This is a genomic window from Streptomyces sp. NPDC037301 (genome assembly GCF_055602785.1).
The window spans coordinates 45,512-61,441 of the sequence record NZ_JBVJWD010000032.1; the positions used below are offsets into that span (position 1 = coordinate 45,512).

The 15,930-nt window shown below is 70.0% G+C and carries 10 protein-coding genes; 4 read left to right on the top strand and 6 right to left on the bottom strand.

Features of this window, described 5'->3' with window-relative positions; all coding sequences use genetic code 11:
• Window positions 1-5: 5 nt before the first annotated feature.
• Window positions 6-1,253: a 3-phosphoshikimate 1-carboxyvinyltransferase gene (aroA, locus tag ACZ7IB_RS34825; RefSeq protein ID WP_470918109.1), complete on the bottom strand. Its 1,248-nt coding sequence runs from the start codon at window positions 1,251-1,253 to the stop codon at window positions 6-8.
• Window positions 1,254-1,336: 83 nt separating this feature from the next.
• On the bottom strand, window positions 1,337-3,283 hold the full coding sequence (locus ACZ7IB_RS34830; protein ID WP_470918111.1) for an acyl-CoA dehydrogenase family protein: 1,947 nt from the start codon (window positions 3,281-3,283) through the stop codon (window positions 1,337-1,339).
• 583 nt (window positions 3,284-3,866) lie between these two features.
• On the opposite strand from ACZ7IB_RS34830, the gene ACZ7IB_RS34835 reads away from it, so the two are divergent.
• Window positions 3,867-5,030 carry a PP2C family protein-serine/threonine phosphatase gene (locus ACZ7IB_RS34835; protein WP_470918113.1) on the top strand — a complete coding sequence of 388 codons (1,164 nt, stop codon included), beginning with the start codon at window positions 3,867-3,869 and terminating at the stop codon, window positions 5,028-5,030.
• A 115-nt stretch (window positions 5,031-5,145) separates the two neighbouring features.
• Here the strand turns inward: ACZ7IB_RS34835 and ACZ7IB_RS34840 are convergent, their stop codons facing one another.
• Window positions 5,146-5,427, bottom strand: a complete 282-nt coding sequence (locus ACZ7IB_RS34840) for a hypothetical protein (RefSeq protein WP_470918115.1) — start codon at window positions 5,425-5,427, stop codon at window positions 5,146-5,148.
• A gap of 323 nt (window positions 5,428-5,750) precedes the next feature.
• Between ACZ7IB_RS34840 and ACZ7IB_RS34845 the strand changes: the two genes are divergently transcribed.
• Window positions 5,751-6,533 (top strand): eCIS core domain-containing protein, encoded by a 783-nt coding sequence (locus tag ACZ7IB_RS34845; protein WP_470918117.1) that lies wholly within the window; start codon window positions 5,751-5,753, stop codon window positions 6,531-6,533.
• A complete protein-coding gene (locus tag ACZ7IB_RS34850; RefSeq protein WP_470918119.1) occupies window positions 6,499-7,959 on the top strand; it encodes a hypothetical protein in 1,461 nt (486 codons plus the stop codon). Before ACZ7IB_RS34845 ends, ACZ7IB_RS34850 begins: the two co-directional genes overlap by 35 nt.
• Window positions 7,960-8,484: 525 nt before the next feature.
• On the opposite strand, the gene ACZ7IB_RS34855 is transcribed toward ACZ7IB_RS34850, so the two are convergent.
• The 3 genes from ACZ7IB_RS34855 to ACZ7IB_RS34865 form a co-directional block, all read right to left on the bottom strand.
• Window positions 8,485-9,930, bottom strand: a complete 1,446-nt coding sequence (locus ACZ7IB_RS34855; protein WP_470918121.1) for an aldehyde dehydrogenase family protein — start codon at window positions 9,928-9,930, stop codon at window positions 8,485-8,487.
• Between the two features lie 224 nt (window positions 9,931-10,154).
• Window positions 10,155-11,741, bottom strand: coding sequence for a PucR family transcriptional regulator (locus tag ACZ7IB_RS34860; protein WP_470918123.1), 1,587 nt, complete (start codon window positions 11,739-11,741; stop codon window positions 10,155-10,157).
• 123 nt (window positions 11,742-11,864) lie between these two features.
• Window positions 11,865-14,258, bottom strand: coding sequence for a type IV secretory system conjugative DNA transfer family protein (locus ACZ7IB_RS34865; protein ID WP_470918125.1), 2,394 nt, complete (start codon window positions 14,256-14,258; stop codon window positions 11,865-11,867).
• A gap of 301 nt (window positions 14,259-14,559) precedes the next feature.
• Here ACZ7IB_RS34865 and gabT point away from each other — a divergent pair, with 301 nt between their 5' ends.
• Complete coding sequence (gabT, locus tag ACZ7IB_RS34870; protein ID WP_470918127.1) at window positions 14,560-15,900, top strand: 4-aminobutyrate--2-oxoglutarate transaminase; 1,341 nt, start codon at window positions 14,560-14,562, stop codon at window positions 15,898-15,900.
• The last annotated feature ends 30 nt before the right edge of the window (window positions 15,901-15,930 follow it).

Consider the following 15,930-nt stretch of genomic DNA (forward strand, 5'->3'; position numbering starts at 1 on the left):
GAACCCTAACGGTTCGTGAGTTCCGCGAACCCGGCGAAGGCCTCGTGGAACCCGGGAAACGTCTTCCGTACGCAACCGGGGTCGTCGAACGTGATGCCCGGCACCCGCAGGCCGGCAACGGCGAACGACATGACGATGCGGTGGTCGCCGTGGGTGGCGATCTCGGTGGGGCGGGGTGCGCCGGGGCGGATCTCGATCCAGTCCCGGCCCGTCCCGACCGTGATGCCCATCCGCCTGAGGTTCTGGGCGCAGGCCTCCAACCGGTCGCACTCCTTCACCCGGGTGTTGCCCACGTCCTCGATGCGTACCGGACCCGAGGCGAAGGGGGCGATCGCCGCCAGCGTCGGCATGGTGTCGGAGATGTCGCGCATATTGACGGTGAGGCCCGAGAGAGTGCCGCCGGAGCTGACGGTGGTGGACTGGGCTGTGGTGTGCACCTCGGCGCCCATGCGGCGCAGCACATCGACGAACCGGAGGTCGCCCTGGAGTGCGTCCGTGCCGAGGCCGGGGACGGTGATCTCACTGCCGGTGAGGGCCGCCGCGGCGAAGAAGTAGCTCGCGGTGGAGGCGTCGGGCTCGATGGCGTAGGTGGTGGCCCGGTAGCCGCCGGGTGGCACGGTGAGGACGTTGTTGTCGTGGCTGCCGATGGTCACCTCGACGCCGAAACTGCGCATCATCGCGAGGGTGATCTCGATGTACGGGGCGGAGACCAGGTCGGTGACGGTGATCCGGAGCCCCCGAGCGGTCAGCGGTCCGAGCATCAGGAGCGCGGTGAGGTACTGGGAGGACTCGCCCGCTTCCAGGGTGAGTTCGCCGCCCCTGATGCCGGATGCGCTGATCCGCAGCGGGTGGTGGCCCTCGGCCGCGTCGTGGCGCAGGTCGACGCCGAGCGTGCGCAGGGCCTCGGTGAGCGGGGCGAGGGGGCGGCGGCGCATCTGGGCGGAGGCGTCGAAGCGGTACGTGCCGGAGGCGGCGGCCGCGGCGAGGGTCGGCAGGAAGCGTGCCGTGGTGGCGCCGTCGCGGCAGTAGACGTCGGCGTCGGTGACGGCGGGCCCGGAGGGGCGGCCCTCGATGTGCCAGCGATCCGCTTCCTGCCCGATGCGGTAGCCGAGGCGCGTGAGGCCTTCGGCGAAGCCCTCGGTGTCGTCCGAGCGCAGGGGCCGTACGAGGGTGCTGGTGCCGTTCGCGGCGGCGGCCAGGAACAGGGCACGCGCGGTGACGGACTTGGAGCCGGGGATGTGGATGACGGTCACGGACCGTCATCCTGCCGTACCCCGCACGGCCGGGCGGGGTACGTCCGGTGAGTGGACGTGCGCCCCGCCCGATGGTCCGCGGTTCAGCGAACGGGTCGGTGGACGTTGTCCCGGACGGACGGCCCGGGAGTGGCGTCGGCGATCCACGGGCCTTCGCCGCTCGGGTCGATGATGCCTTCCTCCAGCCACGTGTACGCGCCGGACAGGACGCCGTCGACCACGCGCCGGTCCAGGTCGTCGGTGTTGGACCACAGGCGGGTGAAGAGTTCCTCGACCCGGACGCGGGACTGGCGGCAGAAGGTGTCGGCGAGCCGGTAGGCCTCGCGGCCGTGGTCGTCGGAGGAGCGCAGCAGTTCGGCGCGGACGCAGGCGGCGCTCATCGCGAAGAGTTCCGCGCCGATGTCGACGATCCTGCCGAGGAAGCCCTGCTTGGTCTCCATCCGGCCCTGCCAGCGCGACATGGCGTAGAAGGTGGAGCGCGCGAGCTTGCGGGCGGAGCGTTCGACATAGCGCAGATGGGTGGACAGGTCCGGGTGTCCGGGTGGGTTGAATTCCCCGTAGGTACGCGGGAGTTGTCCCGGACCTGCGACGAGCTTGGGCAGCCAGCGGGCGTAGAAGCCGGCCGCGTTCGCGCCCGCTTTCGCCTTGGCGGAAAGGGGTTTGTCGGGGTCGATGATGTCCCCCGCGACCTTCAGATGGGCGTCGACGGCCTCACGGGCGATCAGCAGATGCATGATCTCGGTGGAGCCCTCGAAGATCCGGTTGATCCGCAGATCGCGCAGGAGCTGTTCGGCGGGGACGGCCCGTTCGCCGCGGGCGGCGAGGGACGCGGCTGTCTCGAAGCCCCGGCCGCCCCGGATCTGGACCAGTTCGTCGGCCATCAGACAGCCCATCTCGGAGCCGTACAGCTTGGCGAGGGCCGCTTCGATCCGGATGTCGTTGCGGTTCTCGTCCGCCATCTGGGAGGAGAGGTCGACCACCGCTTCGAGCGCGAAGGTGGTTGCGGCGATGAAGGAGATCTTGGCGCCGACAGCCTCGTGCCGGGCGACCGGCCTGCCCCACTGCTCACGGACAGCCGACCACTCGCGGGCGATCTTCAGACACCACTTCCCGGCGCCGACGCACATGGCGGGCAGGGAGAGCCGTCCCGTGTTGAGCGTGGTGAGGGCGATCTTGAGCCCTGCGCCTTCGGGGCCGATGCGGTTCGCGGCCGGGACCCGGACCCGGTGGAAGCGGGTGACGCCGTTCTCGAGGCCGCGCAGGCCCATGAAGGCGTTGCGGTTCTCGACGGTGATGCCCGGGGAGTCCGCCTCGACGACGAAGGCCGTGATGCCGCCCTTGTGGCCTTCCGACTTCGGGACGCGGGCCATCACGACGAGGAGGTCGGCGACGACACCGTTGGTCGTCCACAGCTTCACACCGTCGAGGATGTAGTCCGGTCCCTCCGGAACCGCCGAGGTGGCGAGCCTGGCCGGGTCGGAGCCGACGTCCGGTTCGGTGAGCAGGAACGCCGAGATGTCGGTGCTGGCCAACCGGGGCAGGAAGGTGTCCTTCTGTTCCTGGCTGCCGAAGAGTTTCAGCGGCTGCGGTACGCCGATGGACTGGTGGGCGGAGAGCAGTGCACCGATCGCGGGGCTGGCGGAGCCGACCAGGGCGAGGGCCTTGTTGTAGTAGACCTGGGTGAGGCCGAGGCCGCCGTACTTCGGGTCGATCTTCATCCCGAGCGCGCCGATTTCCTTGAGGCCGTTGATCACCTCGTCGGGAATCCTCGCCTCACGCTCGATGAGGGCGCTGTCGATCCTGGTTTCACAGAAATCGCGCAGCCGGGCGAGGAACGCCTCGCCGCGCCGGACGTCGTCCGCGGCCGGCAGCGGATGCGGATGGATCAGGTCGAGCCGGAAGCGTCCGAGGAAGAGTTCCTTGGCGAAACTGGGCTTGTGCCAGTCCTGTTCGCGAGCGGCCTCGGCCACTTGGCGCGCTTCACGCTCAGTGACCTTGGGTGTGTTCTTCGGAGCGGATGGTGCGGACATGAGGAGCTCACCTCGCCGCTTTGTGGGGTGGGCGGACGCGGCCGGTCCGCGCGGAGCGCGCATGGGCGCCTGCCGAGCCGTACCAACCGGTGCTACTTGTCCTGATGTACCCGATTACCGGCACTCCCACCATCCCCCGGACGCCGATCGGGTCGGGAGCCACTCCACTGGCCAGCCCCGCAGTGACACGGTGGCCAGGCCGTGAGCGGGGGAAGCAGAAACTGCGGGTACGCGTGCGCGTCCGCGCTGGTGCGGCCATGGCCACACGGGTGCGGCCACACGATGGTCATGGCCTGACCGGGTAGGACTGGGGCACGATCCCGACATGCACGGCCTTCCACCCGGTCCCGGCGGGCCGGCCCCACGCGAAGGTCCTGACATGCCATTGGCTGGAGCAATGACCAGCCCGAAGCGTTGCAGCGCAGCAGGATGGACGTCTTGACCACGTCATGTGCCAGGAGTCCCGCGTGTACAGGCTGTTTGAGTGGAGCCGCCAGGAGCACCGTCGGCATGCAGGCCCACATGGCGGTTCCGTCCTCCGACTGGGCAGCGTCCGTGCTCGCGCCGCTCGCTCCGCGACGGAATGAGAGCCGTGAGGTGGCCGGGCCGCCCCGGGGCGGTGAGCGACTGGGCAGCGCCGCCCGGCGGTGGGGGCCCGCAGGTGCCGGTCGCGCCCACGTGGATGCGCTGGCTGCCCGCCTTCTATATCGCGGGCATCCTGGTGCTCGAACCCCTTACGCCCGTGCAGTGGCCGGTGAGCTTCCTGCTCATCGCCCTCCCCGTGATCGCCGCCTTCGCCCACGGCCCCACTGCCGTCGCCGGCGTCACCGTGTTCGCGATCGCCTTCGAAGGGGTCCTGGCCGGCACCCCGTGCTGCGCGGGCCGCCCGGTGAGCTACGTGTGGGAGCGCCACTACGTGGCCACCTACCTGAGCACCGCTGTGGTCGGCGTCCTCGGAACAATCCTGGCTGCCCACCGCGTGCGCCGGGAACGCACCCTCGCCAACGTGCGCTTCGTGGCCGAGATCGCGCAGCGTGTCCTGCTCAGCCCGGTCCCGCACCGCATCGGCCCACTTCTGGTTGAAGCCCTTTACCTGTCCGCCGCCGCGGAAGCACGCATCGGCGGTGACCTGTACGAGGCCGTCCCCACCACGTACGGACTCCGCATTGTCATTGGCGACGTCCGCGGCAAGGGACTCCCCGCCGTCGAGACGGCCGCCACCCTCCTCGGCGCCTTTCGCGAGGCCGCCCACGACGAACCCGACCTCGCCGCCGTTGCCCGCCGGGCGGAGACGAGCATGAATCGCAGGGCCGCCCGCCTGGCCGGAAACGATGTGGGCGAGCGCTTCGTCACCGCTGTCTTCGCGGAGATCCCCAGCCGCCACGTGGTCCGCATCGTCAACTGCGGCCATCCCCCACCCCTCCTCATCCGCTCCGACGGGGTCACTGAGCTGGAGACGGCCGACCCCGCACCACCCCTCAACCTGGGCATGCTCCTCACAGAGGCCTACCGGGTCGACGAGTACCCCTTCGGTCCCGGCGACCAGTTGCTGCTCTACACCGACGGCGTCACCGAAGCACGCGACCACACCGGGGCCTTCTACCCCCTCCCCCAGCGTGTCCTCTCCTGGGGTCCTCTCCAGCCCCGGGAACTCCTCGACCGCCTCCACCACGATCTCCTCATCTACAGCGACAACCGCCTCCATGACGACACCGCGGCCCTCGCCGTCTACCACCTGCCCGACTAGTCGGGCCCGGTCAAGCCCCGCCGGCCACGGAGTGCGGGAGAGGGAGGCACAAGCCGCGTCCCCCCCGGGGACGGCGGGCGGACGCGTCGTCTCGAACCCGGCTGAAAACGTGCAGCTACGCGAGTGCAGCAAGCGGAAAGCCGGAACGGAGTGCCGACGCCAGATCGTCCCGCCTGATGTACGTCGCCGGGAGCTCTCCGAGCGGCCGCTCCGGGACGGCCGGCTCGGTGAGCGACGCGCCCGGGTGCGGCATGGAGCCGTCGACGACCCGGGCGATCTGCTCGTCGGTGAGCCCCTGCCCCGCGTACTCGGGCACGGTCATCGGCGCCCAGTCGCCGCCGTTCTCGGCGAGCGCCGTCTCGAAGACCGCCTGCCCCTGCCACCAGGCGGAGGCCATCGAAGCCCCGTGCGTCGGCACGCCGGAGTCAACGAAGACGACCCGGGTCAGCCGGTCACCGATCCGCTCGGCAGCCTGTCCAACGGGGGTGCCCGAGTAGCTGTGCCCGACGAGCGCAGCCCGAGCCGCTCGACCCGGAGCACGAGTTCGATGCTCGTCACCCCCTCACGCTCTGCGGTCTGACCGCCTCTCGGGCACCTGCCCCGGAGAGCCCAGGCGTTGCCCCGTCCGGTCAGACCACACTGCCCCTGGATACCTGGACCAGCGCACGCTCACCGCGTATCCAGGAAGAGTTGGACGCCCCACGCCGGAAAGAGGGTCCCTTGCGCGATCACGAGATCCACCGAACCACCGGAGCCGACAGCGGGCGCATCACCTCCTTCAAGCCTGCGGCCACGCCACATACGGCCCCTCTCGGCCTCTTCGCTCTTCAGGCCGGCATCGGGAACGCCGCCGTCGTCCAGATGCTCCGTCGGGCCGGCCATCTCGCAGCGCAATCCGACCAGCACCAGCAAGGCCCCGACTGCGGCCACCAGGAAGGCCAGACGACGGAACGACCCGCAGCGCAGCGCTCCGCGGTGCACGAGGTCCTGCGCACCAGAGGCCGGCCGTTGGACAAGGCGACCCGCACCGACATGGAAGCCCGGCTCGATGCGGACTTCTCCGACGTCCGCATTCACAACGACAGCACGGCGAAGGCGTCCGCGGCCGAGATCGGCGCCCGCGCCTACACCTCCGGGAACCACATCGTCCTCGGCGACGACGGCGGCACCAAGCACACCTTGGCCCACGAACTGACCCATGTCATTCAGCAACGTCAAGGCCCCGTCACCGGGACCGACAACGGTTCGGGGCTGAAGGTCTCCGACCCCTCTGACCGGTTTGAACGCGAGGCCGAAGAAAACGCCACACGGCTGATGAGCGCCCCCAGCCCACAGGGTGGACGCCTGGACGACGGACAGAACCAGGCAGACCGAACGACCGAGAGCGGGGGGGCCCACCGTCCAACGAGCGATCGGGCTGGAGATCGAGGTCGACCGTCCCGTCGTCCGGCACGGCGGCACGAACGTCATGAGTGGCAGCAGCACCGGATTTACCTTGGTTGAAAATCAGCAGCGCGGCATCAAGGTTGTCTCGGATGCGCGCTGGCTCCCTGGCAAATCGGGGCTCTACACGAATGCGGAAATCGTGTCGGGACCCGCTTCAGTACTGCCTGGCGAGGAGTTCCCTCCCCTCAGTGACACCCTCGATCATCTTGAGGATGCTCACAGGCGGCTCTATGGCCCGACCGCGGGCTCCCTGAAATCCGAGAAGGAGATGAAGACTCTCTTTGCCGACGACGGCTATGTCGCCAAAGAGGGGTTCAAGACGGCCAGAGTGGCACCCGAGAACCCTCACGTGGAGCGCGGCGGACCAGGCGGTGACGGGCTGTTCGTCCATCAGACCGTGGGAGTTCCCCTGCATGGCATGGCAGGGTTCTTCACCAAAGCACTCAACGAACCTGACGGTAAAAACAGCTCCGGGAACAAGATCCGCACCACGAATAACCATTCAGAGAGACACCTCGCCAAGTCACTCGAATTCGGTTCGACTCTGGCTGAAATGTACGCGACCAGCACGTTTGCGAATGATCAGACGATGCACTTGGATCGCGAGGAGCTGCGCGGGTTCGGCGCCTTGTTCTACACTCAGGTGGCCGCCTTGGCCGACAAGGGCCGCAAGAACAGTCCCGAACTCTCCATCGGCCAGATAAAGAACAAGACCGCCGCACTGTCCCGCGTCGGTCTCGAATCGGTACGGCACACTCTTTCCGGAAGTGCTCAAGAATTCCTGCGGGAGAACTTCGAGAAAATCGATCAGGCCTTCTGGAGGCACTACGGGGAAGTCAACCCGATGAAGGAAGGTGAGCACATAGCCACCGAGGACGCGAAGATCTTGAAAACTTACGCCACGTCCGCTCTTCAGGGTGAACAACCCATTGAATCCGGATCTCAGAACTACGCCTTCGGCGGCATGACGGAGCTGCCGGGTCCGGACAATGTCCAGGGCGTCCCGGTGGTTCCCCTGGAAATGCGCTCATTCGGCCCCTTACTCACAAACTTTCAGGACTTGCGAGGAGACGTTGGGCTGCTGGAGAACTGGTCCCAGGAAGCATTTGCCGGCGCCCTGGCGGCACGCAATGGGCCAGCTACCCCGTCGGCGCAACAGGAACCGGCCGGCCAGCCGACCGTCACGTGGGAAGTTTTCGCCGAACAGGCAGCAGACGAAGCCAGTCGCCTCTACTACGAAGACCAAAGCCGTCAACGCCAAATGGTGGCCACGCTTGTCCAGATCACCGCACGCAGTGCCATATCTCCCGAATCGCAGCAAGCGGCCGCAGAGTGCATCAGTCGCCTCATACGAATCCTCAAGAATGAGCTGGCTTTGCAGGAGATCGGCGGAATAATGGATGCCCTGACCCCGATGGTCCCTGCGAATCCCCTACTCGCAACAATCAGGCGAAAGTTGACACCGCTCGGAGCACCATCGTGATCAGTGTTTCCTGAGGTGTTTCCTGAGGCGTTCCCCCTCGTACGGTTCTCGATGGACTCTCGGGACCAGCGGCCGAAGCGGTAACGCAGCTCGTCGGTAGCCGTGGGGGCGATGTACTCCTCGCCCTTCACCCAGCCGGGGGGGCCAGTTCTGCCCGGCCTCGTCAACGGCCTCCTTGAAGACCTGGGCCGACTTCTCGTCATCGAAGCGTTCGGTCTGCCGCCTACCAGACTGCGTGCCGCCGCCTTTCCACCGCACCTGGTAGCTGTGGATCTCCCCGTCCTTGTTCCTACGCGGAACGTTGCTCGCCATCGCGGGAGACCAGCTCCGTTTTCCCACCGTTTTCCCAGCCGCCTGTTTGAAGCAGCCAAAATCCAGCGGTACTTGCAGGTCGGAGCCGATAGAGACGAAGACGGCCGGAGCCCCCGCACAGTGGGCTCCGGCCGTTCATCTGCCGCCTGCTGTCGTGCTGTCCAGGCGGATCACAGGCGACGCTGGTGGATCGGTTCGATCCTGTTCACGGACCTACAGGGCGAGGCCGGTGAGGACCAGCACGCGCTCGTAGGTGTAGTCGTCCATGGCGTAGCGGACGCCCTCACGGCCGACGCCGGACTGCTTGGCGCCGCCGTACGGCATCTGGTCCGCGCGGTAGGAGGGGACGTCGCCGATGATCACGCCGCCGACCTCGAGGGCGCGATGGGCGCGGAAGGCGGTCTGCAGGTCGTGCGTGAACACACCTGCCTGCAGGCCGTACTTGGAGGAGTTGACGGCTGCGAAGGCCTGGGCCTCACCGTCCACCTTCTGCACGGACAGCACCGGTCCGAAGACCTCCTCGGAGAAGAGGGTGACGTTGTCCGGGAGTTCGGCGAGCACGGTCGGCGCGTAGGTGGCACCGTCCCGCTTGCCGCCGGTGAGCAGCTGGGCGCCGGCCTCCACGGCCTCGTCGACCCAGGACTCGACGCGCTTGGCGGCGTCCTCGTTGACCAGCGGGCCGACGTCGGTGGCGGCGTCGGACGGGTCGCCGGTGACCTGGGCCTCGACGGCCGCGACGATCTTCGGGAGGAGCCGGTCGTAAACCGCGGCGTCCGCGATGACGCGCTGCACCGAGATGCAGGACTGGCCGCCCTGGTAGTTGGAGAAGGTCGCGATACGGGTCGCGGCCCAGTCCAGGTCCTCGTCGGAGGCGTAGTCGCCGAGGACGACCGCAGCGCCGTTGCCGCCGAGCTCCAGGGTGCAGTGCTTGCGCGGCACCGACTCCATGATCGAGTAGCCGACCGGGGCGGACCCGGTGAAGGAGATCACGGGCAGCCGCTCGTCCTGGACGAGGGCGGGCATCCGGTCGTTGGGGACCGTCAGCACGGACCACGAACCGGCGGGCAGGTCGGTCTCGGCCAGCAGCTCACCCAGGATCAGCGACGAGATCGGGGTGGCCGGGGCGGGCTTCAGGATGATCGGGGCACCGACGGCGATGGCCGGGGCCACCTTGTGGGCGCTCAGGTTCAGCGGGAAGTTGAACGGTGCGATGCCGAGGACCGTGCCGCGCGGGAAGCGCCGGGTCAGGCCGAGACGGCCGGTGCCACCGGCGTCGGTGTCGAGGCGCTGGGCGTCACCGCTGTTGAAGCGGCGGGCTTCCTCGGAGGCGAACCGGAACACGGAGACGGCACGGCCGACCTCGCCGCGCGCCCACTTGATGGGCTTGCCGTTCTCGGCGGAGATCAGCTGGGCGATCTCCTCCGTGCGCTCCACCAGGCGCCGTACGACGTGATCGAGCGCGGCGGCCCGGACGTGGGCCGGGGTCGCGGCGAACTCCTCGCGCACGGCGTGCGCGGCCGCGACGGCCTCCTCGATCTGCGCGTCGGTCGGCACGCTGACCGTGCCGACGAGACGGCCGTCCCAGGGGTTGGTGACGTCGAAGCTGTCCTCGCCGGTGGCCTGGCGGCCGGCGAGCCAGAAGGCGTGGGTGGAAGTCATGGAGGTTCCGGCCCTTCGGAGTCGTGGGGTGTGTTGCCCCCACCGTAGGGCCGTGCGGCCGACCTGGCGTTTGTCCGGCGTGGAGCAGAGCGCGACGGGTACACGCCGGTTTGTCGGATGCGTCGGCGTGAGCAGGGGCGCATGGCCTTCCGGCAGCGGCTACGGCACCGGCTCCGGCGTCGGCGGGGAACTCGTTGCCCTTCCGCCGACGACGACGGCAACCGCTACGGCTCCGGCGTCGACGGGGAGCTCGTGGCCTTCAGCGCCAGCCACAGCTCCATCCGGACGTCCGGATCGTCCAGTGAACGGCCCAGGATCTCCTCCACCCGGCGCATCCGGTAACGCAGGGTGTGGCGGTGCACTCCCAGGTCCGCCGCTGCCGCGTCCCACTGGCCGTGGTGGGAGAGCCAGGCCCGCAGCGAGGCGACCAGGTCGCCGCGGCCCTTGGCATCGTGTTCGTGCAGGGCGCGGAGCATTCCGTCGGCGAAGGCCCGTACGGCGTCGTCCGCCAGCAGCGGCAGCACCGAGCCGGTCGCCAGCTCCTCGTGCTCGACCAGCGCCCTGCCCCGGCGGCGGGCCACCGACAGGGCCTGCTCCGCCTGCTTGTACGCGGCGGAGACGGCGATGGGGCCCGCCGGTGCGGACAGACCGACGACCACCTGGCCCTCCTCCGCCGTCGCCGGTTCGCGCGGGGGCCGCGACTCCTGGGCCTCCTGTGCCTCCGCGTACGCCGCACAGGCCGCGACCGCCGCTCCGCCGTCCGCGGCCAGGACAACGAGCCGTTCACCCTCGGGCACGGCCAGCAGGGTCTCTCCGGTCCGGAAGGCCGCCGCCTCCATCGCCTCGCCGAGCGGGGCCGGTGTCGAGGGGGCGGACGCCTCCGCGATGAGCAGCCGGAACGGGGCGTCGAGCAGCCCGCCGTACAGATCCCCGGCGACGGCCCGTGCGTGGTCCGGCTGGCCGGCGAGCAGCATGCGCAGCACCGCCGCGCCCAGTCGCTGCTCCGCGCCCTGGAGGGACCGGGAGCGGGCGGTGGTCAGGGTCAGCAGCGCGACCGCCGAGTGCACGGCGTACCGCTCGGCGGTGCCCAGTGCCGCGCCCGTACCGACGGCCAGCGCGCCCCGGACCCGGCGGCCGGTGCCCAGAGACTGGAGCTCGACCCGGTCGTCGGTGTCGCCGACGACCATGCTGGCCGGGGCGGGGCGCTCCCGCAGCCGTTCCACATCGGGGGTGAGCCGGGCGGCCCGGCGGGCGGCCCAGTCGGGGGCCGCGGCGACGACCGCGCCGGAGGCGTCGTACAGCGCCGCCCAGCCGTCGACATGAGCGGCGAGCCGGGTGAGGATTTCGCCGGGGCCGTCGCCCGCGAGTGCGGCCTTCGTCAGCTCCCGCTGGGCCTCGAACCCCGCTGTCACCGCCCGGTACTGATCTGCGGCGATCTCCGACGACACGGCCTTGGCGATGGCGAGGAACGGGGTGCGGCGCGGCACTTCGAGAAGCGGCAGTCCCGATTCCTCGGCGGCGTCGATCAGCGCCTGCGGTACGTCGTCGTAGTGGACGCCGACGGCGAAGCCCAGCCCGACGACTCCGGCCCCGGCCAGCCGCCGCACGTACCGCCGCATCGCCTCGGGATTCCCGGCGTCGAGGTTGGTGGCGGTGACGAGCAGGAGCTCGCCGCCCTCCATGTACGGGACGGGGTCGGTCAGCTCGCTGGCGTGCGCCCAGCGGATGGGCGCGTCGAGCCGGTCCGCCCCCGCACGCACCGTGAGTTTGAGCGCCGAATGCTGGACGAGCGAGGCGAGAGTGGGGGGCATGGGGACCGCGGGACCTCAGGGAGTCGATTTTCGCCGTCCCGTACGAACGGCTCCTACCGATTCTGCCAGGGCGGCAGGGTCCGCCGTAACCGCTCCGGCGCCGCGGACCACTCTGCGTACCACTCAGCCGTTCAGATCCACCAGCAGGGGCGGCGCGTGCTCCCCCCGTACGGTCGTCAGGGACAGCACCGCGTGTCCGGCGGGTACCCGGTGGGCCAGTTCGGAGGCCGACCAGCGTTCCCGCTCGACCTGGCGCACGGTCACCGCGTCCGTGGTGACCGCCTTGCCGGTGACCAGTTTGCGGAAGGCGTGGATGGCCCGGGTCATCGGCTGGTCGGCGAAGACGGTGCGCTGGGTGACGTCGCGGGTCTCGACCCACTCCGTTCCCCAGGCCTCGGCGAACTTCTTCCCGTCCCACGTCGTGATGCCGGAGAACGCCATCCGGCAGCCGACCGCACCGAGCAGCGCCGTGTGCAGTTGCTCCGGTACGTCGTCGAGGGTGCGCAGGGTGAGTACGGCCCCGGCGTGCGCGGAGCGCAGCCGCTGGATTCCGCGGACGGTGTCGGGGGTCAGGGTGTGGGTCGCGTCGTCGAGGACCAGACAGGCGAAGAGGGAACGGTCGGTACGGGCCGCGGCGCTCGCGGTGAACTGGGCGAGTACCAGACGTGCCAGTACCCGGGACGCCTCGGCGTGGCCGCGTTCGGGTAGATCGATACGGACCCGGAGCGGGTGTTCCAGGGCGCGCAGCGAGAAGGGGCGGGCCTTGCCCGTGGTGTCGAAGAACTCGGTGAAGGCGGGCCGGTCGAGCAGGGCGACGCGATCGGCGAGAGCCGGGCCCGGATCGCCGGGCGCACCGGACTGGCGGGCGCGGCCGTCGAGCTCGCGCTGCATGCCGGGGTGCCCCGTCGCGTCGAGCGTCTCCCGCAGAGCGGCGAGGGCACCGGGCACACCGTCCAGGAGTTCCCGCAGCTCCGGTACGGAGGGGAAACGGCCGTGGGCGGCCCGGAAGGGGCCGAGGAGCTGGGCCAGGGCCGTGGCGGCGCGTCTGCTGTCCACCTCGGGAAGGTCACCGACCAGGCCGTCGGCGAGGACGGTCGCGGCCTCGTCGGGGTCGGTGGTGCCACCGTACAGATCGAGATCGTGCACGGATGACGGGTCGCCGACCTTGATGACGACGTCGAACCCCTGGTCGCCGCCGAGCTGGGTACCGGCGGCGCACACGGCGACGACGGCGGCCTGTCCGGCGAGCGCCTGCAGTGCGAGGGATTCGACGACGGGCCGGATCAGTGCCCGGCTCTTGCCCGCGCCGGGCGGGCCGACGGCGAGCAGGGACGTGCCCAGCAGCCCGGGATCGAGGGCGATGCCGCTGCCGCGGCGGGCGTACGGGTTGCGCTCGCCGTCCTCGACAGTGCCGAGCCTGACCTGCTGGACCAGCAGATCGTGCCGGGCGGCGCGGACCGGGAGGTCACGTGCGCCGGAGGGATGGGTACAGGCGGCGGAGCCGTTGCGCAGCACGGTGTCGGTGAAGGCGGAGAGCCTGGAGTGGTCGGCGCGCACGGATGTCCAGGCGCGGCGGATGCGGGCGTAGTCGACATCGTTCATCCGTCCGGACCTGGTTTCCCTGGCGAGCGCGGCGGCGGCCTGGTGCTGTCCGGCGGCGCGCAGATCGGGCCACTCGGCCGGGTCCTCCTCGCTGCCTTCGACGATGGCGTCCGCACCGCCGGGCGTGTGCGGCTTCGCCGGGTCGCGCCCGTCCCGGCCCGGTGCCTGTTGCGGGGACCGGCCGCGGCGCCACATCTCGGTCCAGCGCCCCAGCTTGGCGAAAGGCCACACGATCACCAGGGTGAGCACGATGTACAGCCCGTAGCTGATCACCGGGGACATCGGCTGGTCGGGGCCGAGCCAGGAGCCGGGGACCAGGCCGAAGGCCAGCCCCATCCCCGGCACTGTCCCGTTCCAGACGAGGATCCAGACCAGCAGCGCACCGATCGCCGCACCGCCCGCCCGTGCGGCGGCCCCCTTGGCGGCGACGCACCGCTCGAAGGCGGCGGGCCAGTTGCCCAGCCGGCCGAATCCGTAGACAAGGCCCCCGGTGATCAGCAGACGGTAGATGTCGAGCGCACGTACCGCGCCCCGGGTCTGTGGCTCGTCGCCGAACGGCCCCCACCAGTCGCCGGGGGTGAAGAGCTTCAGCGGAACCCGCCAGTACGGGATGTAGTTGTTGCGCCAGAGCGACCAGACGAGGATGCAGGCCAGCAGCGAGATCACCGCGCCGCTCACCAGCGTGCGGTCCGGGGTGAGCTCCTTCTCCTCGGCGGGCCGGGGGGCATGGCCGAGCCGCCAGACACCGGGTTCCGCGGCGGGCCTCGGGGTGCGGAGCCAGTCCCCGAGGGAGGGGCCCGAGGCGGGGGCGTAGCCCGGCCTGGGCGGCAGTCCGGGCGGTGGCGGGCCGGCCGGGCGCGGCACCGGATGGCCGGAGCGGGTGCCGCGTGAGTCGTACGTGCCCTCGGTGTCCATGTGCTGTCCCTCGTCCCCTGACCAGCGCCGACCGGTAACTCCGGGCGCAGGCGCCCGAGGTCATCAATCTAGTGCCCCGTACCACCCCGTCAGACGCGGTCCGGCGGGAAGTCTTCGCCCGTGCCCCGGGGCCCTTCGTCCCGCCCGTGCACCGCCGCAGCCCGGCCCCCGCACCCCGTCGCTATGTCCGTGGAGGACAACCGCGTCCGGCCATCACTCCCGAACGGAACATGCCGGACCCCGGGCCTCGCCCATAGCCTGCAGAAAGAGAAGCGTCCGAAACACCCCACAGGAGCCCCTCATGACCGCAATTCCGCAGGAGCGCCGCGTCGTCACTGCCATTCCCGGCCCGAAGTCGGTGGAGCTGCAGGCCCGCCGTCTCGCGACGGTGGCCGCAGGTGTGGGCTCCACCCTGCCGGTGTTCACCGCCCGCGCCGGTGGCGGGATCATCGAGGACGTGGACGGCAACCGTCTGATCGACCTCGGTTCCGGTATCGCCGTGACGTCGGTCGGCGCCTCCGCCGAGGCCGTCGTACGCCGTGCGTCCGCGCAGCTCGCCGACTTCACCCACACCTGTTTCATGGTCACGCCGTACGAGGGGTACGTCGAGGTCTGTGAGCAGCTCGCCGAGCTGACGCCGGGCGACCACGACAAGAAGTCCGCGCTGTTCAACTCGGGCGCCGAGGCCGTCGAGAACGCCGTGAAGATCGCCCGCGCGTACACCAAGCGCACCGCGGTCGTCGTCTTCGACCACGGCTACCACGGCCGCACCAACCTCACGATGGCGCTGACCGCCAAGAACATGCCGTACAAGCAGGGCTTCGGCCCGTTCGCACCCGAGGTCTACCGGGTGCCGGTGGCGTACGGCTACCGCTGGCCGACCGGTGCCGAGAACGCCGGCGCCGAGGCGTCCGCCCAGGCCATCGACCAGATCACCAAGCAGATCGGCGCGGACAACGTCGCCGCGATCATCATCGAGCCGGTGCTCGGCGAGGGCGGCTTCATCGAGCCGGCCAAGGGCTTCCTCCCGGCGATCGCGCAGTTCGCCAAGGACAACGGCATCGTCTTCGTCGCCGACGAGATCCAGTCCGGCTTCTGCCGTACCGGCCAGTGGTTCGCCTGCGAGGACGAGGGCATCGTCCCCGACCTGATCACCACCGCCAAGGGCATCGCGGGCGGTCTGCCGCTCTCTGCCGTGACCGGCCGCGCCGAGATCATGGACGCCGCCCACGCCGGTGGCCTCGGTGGCACCTACGGCGGAAACCCGGTGGCCTGCGCGGGCGCGCTCGGTGCCATCGAGACAATGCGCGAGCTGGACCTGAACGGTAAGGCGAAGCGCATCGAGGAGGTCATGAAGGGCCGCCTCGCCGAGATGCAGGCGAAGCTGCCGAACGGCGATGTCATCGGTGACATCCGCGGCCGCGGTGCGATGATCGCGATCGAGCTGGTGAAGTCCGGCACGAAGGACCCGAACCCGGAGGCCGCCGCGAAGCTCGCCAAGGCCTGCCACGCGGAGGGCGTGCTGGTCCTGACCTGTGGCACGTACGGCAACGTCCTGCGCTTCCTGCCGCCGCTGGTGATCGGCGAGGACCTGCTGACCGAGGCTCTCGACGTCATCGAGCAGGCTTTCGGCCAGATCTGATCTGTACGAACCCCGGCGGTGACGGAAGGC

Excerpts from the sequence above, each read along its gene's own strand:
- ACZ7IB_RS34830 (WP_470918111.1), bottom strand. The coding sequence starts at position 3,283 with ATGTCCGCACCATCCGCTCCGAAGAACACACCCAAGGTCACTGAGCGT.
- ACZ7IB_RS34835 (WP_470918113.1), top strand. The coding sequence starts at position 3,867 with ATGAGAGCCGTGAGGTGGCCGGGCCGCCCCGGGGCGGTGAGCGACTGG.
- ACZ7IB_RS34840 (WP_470918115.1), bottom strand. The coding sequence starts at position 5,427 with ATGGCCTCCGCCTGGTGGCAGGGGCAGGCGGTCTTCGAGACGGCGCTC.
- ACZ7IB_RS34850 (WP_470918119.1), top strand. The coding sequence starts at position 6,499 with ATGAGTGGCAGCAGCACCGGATTTACCTTGGTTGAAAATCAGCAGCGC.
- ACZ7IB_RS34855 (WP_470918121.1), bottom strand. The coding sequence starts at position 9,930 with ATGACTTCCACCCACGCCTTCTGGCTCGCCGGCCGCCAGGCCACCGGC.
- ACZ7IB_RS34860 (WP_470918123.1), bottom strand. The coding sequence starts at position 11,741 with ATGCCCCCCACTCTCGCCTCGCTCGTCCAGCATTCGGCGCTCAAACTC.
- ACZ7IB_RS34865 (WP_470918125.1), bottom strand. The coding sequence starts at position 14,258 with ATGGACACCGAGGGCACGTACGACTCACGCGGCACCCGCTCCGGCCAT.
- gabT (WP_470918127.1), top strand. The coding sequence starts at position 14,560 with ATGACCGCAATTCCGCAGGAGCGCCGCGTCGTCACTGCCATTCCCGGC.